This window comes from Bacteroidota bacterium (genome assembly GCA_034723125.1).
Taxonomy (GTDB): domain Bacteria; phylum Bacteroidota; class Bacteroidia; order CAILMK01; family JAAYUY01; genus JAYEOP01.
In genome coordinates this window covers 1-4,005 of record JAYEOP010000143.1, presented here as the reverse complement: position 1 = coordinate 4,005, position 4,005 = coordinate 1, and the positions used below count along the sequence as shown (strand labels likewise).

4 protein-coding genes are annotated in these 4,005 nt (G+C 32.3%); 3 read left to right on the top strand and 1 reads right to left on the bottom strand.

Annotation, left to right across the window (positions count from 1 at the left end; all coding sequences use genetic code 11):
• Positions 1–357, top strand: a 357-nt coding sequence (locus U9R42_04270) for a gliding motility-associated C-terminal domain-containing protein (GenBank protein MEA3495232.1), incomplete at its 5' end; no start/stop codon positions are given.
• A gap of 851 nt (positions 358–1,208) precedes the next feature.
• Here U9R42_04270 and U9R42_04265 read toward each other — a convergent pair.
• A complete protein-coding gene (locus tag U9R42_04265) occupies positions 1,209–1,538 on the bottom strand; it encodes a hypothetical protein (GenBank protein MEA3495231.1) in 330 nt (109 codons plus the stop codon).
• Positions 1,539–1,704: 166 nt separating this feature from the next.
• Here U9R42_04265 and U9R42_04260 point away from each other — a divergent pair, with 166 nt between their 5' ends.
• The gene (locus tag U9R42_04260; protein ID MEA3495230.1) at positions 1,705–2,376 is read left to right on the top strand and encodes a hypothetical protein; all 672 of its coding nucleotides are present in this window, start codon (positions 1,705–1,707) and stop codon (positions 2,374–2,376) included.
• Positions 2,377–2,389: 13 nt separating this feature from the next.
• Complete coding sequence (locus tag U9R42_04255; GenBank protein ID MEA3495229.1) at positions 2,390–3,877, top strand: glutamine synthetase family protein; 1,488 nt, start codon at positions 2,390–2,392, stop codon at positions 3,875–3,877.
• The last annotated feature ends 128 nt before the right edge of the window (positions 3,878–4,005 follow it).

The following is a 4,005-nucleotide window of genomic DNA, read 5'->3' as shown; positions in this document are numbered from 1 at the left end:
GAATTTTACTGCTACAGAATTGTTGCCAACAGAAAAGGCGACAGTATAAAATCCATTTCAAACGAAGTATGCATTCCCACAGAATTTCACATTTACGCAGCAAACACATTCACACCAAACACCGATGGAATAAACGATAGTTTCCAAATTAAAGGAACATTCATAATCGAATACAACATAAAAATTTACAACCGCTGGGGAGAGCAAGTATTTGAAAGCAACAACATCCACGATTCATGGGACGGAAAATACAAAGGAAAAGTCTGTCCGGTAGGAGCGTATTATTATCAAATTTACGCTAAGGGAACTATGGGGAAAAGGGAGAGTTTGAAGGGGAGTGTTTTGATTTTGAGGTGAGTTAAAACTAAAAGGTAAAAACTAAAAGGTAAAAGTTATGTGTTACGAATAAACAAAAAGAAATACTTAGAGTACTTAAAGTGCCTAAAGTACTTAGAGTTATGTGTTACGGATAAACAAATCATCAAATAAACAAATAAACAATTTCTACAACAACAAGCCATAAAGTCGTCATTGTGAGGAAGTATTCTGACAAAAACAATGTGATAATTTTACTACAATTATTAGTTGTCAGAATACGACCGCGACAATCTCGGGCTTTTTAGCAGAGGTAGTAAAAAACAGTCCTCAGTCGGCAGTAGGCAGTCTTCAGTCAACAGTCAAATTCCGAATAGACAGATAACTAAATCCTCCTTCGCTAAAGCTACGGAGGAGAATCTAAACAAATAAACAATTCTTTCATCCGATTGCTTCAGTCATACTTCCTTCGCAATGACGGTATGTTGGTGCTTTCAATTAAACAAGTCAGCAGTCCACAGTCTTCAGTCAACAGTCAAATTCCGAATAAACAAATCACCAAATAAACAAATAAACAATTCCTATAACAACCCATAAAATCGTCATTGTGAGGGAGTGTTCTGACAAAACAAATGTGATAATTTTACTACAAATATTAGTTGTCAGAATACGACCGCGACAATCTCGGGCTTTTTAGCAGAGGTAGTCAAAAACAGTCCCCAGTCAGCAGTAGGCAGTCTTCAGTCAACAGTCAAATTCTGAATAAACAAAAAGAAGTACTTAAAGTGCCTAGAGTGCCTAAAGTACTTAAAGTTATGTGTTACGAATAATCAGATAAACAAATCACCAAATAAACAAATAAACAATTCTAAAAAACTCAAATTATGGAATCGCTAATAAATAAAAAGTTGAAATTGAACATTTATTTTCATAGCAACTTTCTTTGACTCACCCTCCTGTCCCTCTCTGCAAGCAAAGAGGGATGATACATTTGTACATATTTCAACAATATTTTTTGAAAAATCAATTCTGTAAAAACAACTAATACCAACCAATACTGTGAAAATTTTAACTTTACCGCTTACTCCTTCTTTATTTTTAGAGAAGGCAGGGATGAGTTTATAAAATAAAAAGTTAAAATTTTCGCCATTTATAGCCCCCCCTATATAAAGTATATCTGTCTTTTTCTGAGATTGATGTTTCTTTATTGTTTTAGAACTCATGTTCCAATTTGTTTTCTTTCTTTGTCATAAAGGCTAAAGACTATGACGAAAGCAAAATTCGAAAGACAAAAGGAAAAAGACAGTTCTTTAAATAAATTATTTTTTCTATTTTTGACACTTAATAATGAAGTATGTTTAAACATTTTAAAACAAAAAAATTTAAAGCATGAAAATTAAAATGTTATTAACTCTGATTTTTTCTACTCTTTTTATCAATGCTTATTCTCAATACTACGACTTTAGCGTTGAAGAAACCGAGATGAAAGTCGGGGAATTATTTAGAAATACTTTAATGATAAATATATACGAATCAGAATTTAAAGATATTGAAAAAGAATGGAAACACAAACTTAAAAAGCTTGATGGAAAAATTGAAACAAAAAATAATATCGATGTTTTTGGAGCAACAATGAAAGAAATAGGTAAAACTCCATTTAATATTTTCTCTGTTATTAAAGAAAATGGTGATAACAGGCATATTCTTTTAGTTGCAATTGATATGACAGGTGGTTTTGTGTCCTCAGTAAATAGTCCTGAAGAGTATAAGATTTTTGAAAATTATTTAAAAGATTTTGCTAAAGAAATTACCATAGAAGCGATTAAAGATCAGTTGGATAATGCGGAAGATTATTTAAAGGATCAAAACAAAGATCTCAATAAATTGGAAAGAGAGCATGAAAGAGAATTAAAAAATATTGAAAATTGGGAAAAAGATATTGAAAATTCAAAAGACGAAATTAAAAAAATTACAAAGGAAAAAATAGAAAAGAAAATTGAAATTGGCGTAGCAAAGGAATCAGTAAATGCAATTAGAAAAAAATTAGTTAATATAAAATAACAAATATAAAATCATGTATAGCAACGAACTAGAAAAATATTTAAAAAAACCTGCAAAAGAATTTACAAAATCAGATATCATAAAATTTGTAACAGAAAATGATATAAAAATGCTAAACTTCCGCTATGTAGGAGGTGATAGCAGATTAAAAAAATTAAGTTTTGTAATAGATTCAATAGAAAGATTAGATAACCTTTTATCAATGGGAGAACGATTGGACGGTTCCAGCATATTCGACTATATTGAAGCAGATGCAAGTGACCTTTATATTGTTCCTAAATATCAAACTGCATTTGTAAATCCATTTGAAGAAGATCCAACACTTGATATAATTTGCAAGTATTACACGGTTGAAGGCAAGCCCCTTAAAAGTTCTCCTGCGAATATAATGCTTAAAGCACAAGAAGAATTACAAAAAAACACAGGATATGAACTTCAAGTAATGGGCGAACTTGAATTTTATATAATCGGTGAAAAAGAAGCACTTTATCCTGCTACAGACCAGCATAGTTACCACGAATCTCCACCTTTTTCGAAATGGCGTTTTATCGTTGACGAAGCAATGAAAATAATTAGTTCAATTGGTGGGAAACTCAAATACGGACACTCTGAGGTCGGTAGCTTCACTGAAGGAAAGCTTGCAATGGAACAATACGAACTTGAGTTCCTTACAGCACCAATGGAAGAATCAGCAAACCAACTTATTTTGGCAAAATGGATTTTAAGAATGCTTGGCTATAAATACGGATTAACAATTACTTTTGCACCAAAAATTACCGTAGGAAAAGCCGGTTGCGGATTACATATTCACACCAAGCTGTTAAAAGACGGCAAAAGTGTTATGATAAAAAACAACAAACTTAGTGATGAGGCAAAAAAAATTATTGCAGGATACCTTGACCTTGCCCCTGCCTTATCAGCTTTTGGCAATACCATTCCTACTTCATATTTACGATTAGTACCTCATCAGGAAGCACCGACAAATATTTGCTGGGGCGATAGAAACAGGTCTGTATTAGTAAGAGTGCCACTTGGCTGGCTTGGTAATGCACATAGGATGATTAAAGATGTTAATCCACAGGATGACAGTAAAGCTCCTGATACAAGCCAAAAACAAACTGCGGAATTAAGAAGTCCTGACGGAAGTGCAGATATTTATTTACTTATGGCAGGACTTGCTGTAGCAGCTCGTCATGGTCTTGAAATGGACAATGCTCTTGAAAAAGCAAAAGATCTTTATGTAAACGTAAATATTTTTGATGATGAACACAAAGATATTCTTGAAAAACTTGATAGTTTGCCAACATCATGCTTTGGATCTGCAAAAAAATTACTGGAGAAAGCAAATGTTTTAACAAAATATAATGTTTTTTCTCAAGGAATGTTAGAAGATATTGCTGAGCATCTTAAAAGTTTTGATGATGAAAAAATGAGTGAAGAGCTATACGGTAAAAATGAGAAAATCAAAGAATTGGTAAATAACTATTTGCATTATGCTTAAGTAGTGCCTCTAAGAAAACTTTGTATTACTCATTATACTTGGGCTTTGAATTAATAATGGATGTGAATGTAAAAGTCATTCAATTGTCATTAATAGTCATTTAGCCAAGCTGTCATTGGGTTTTGTAA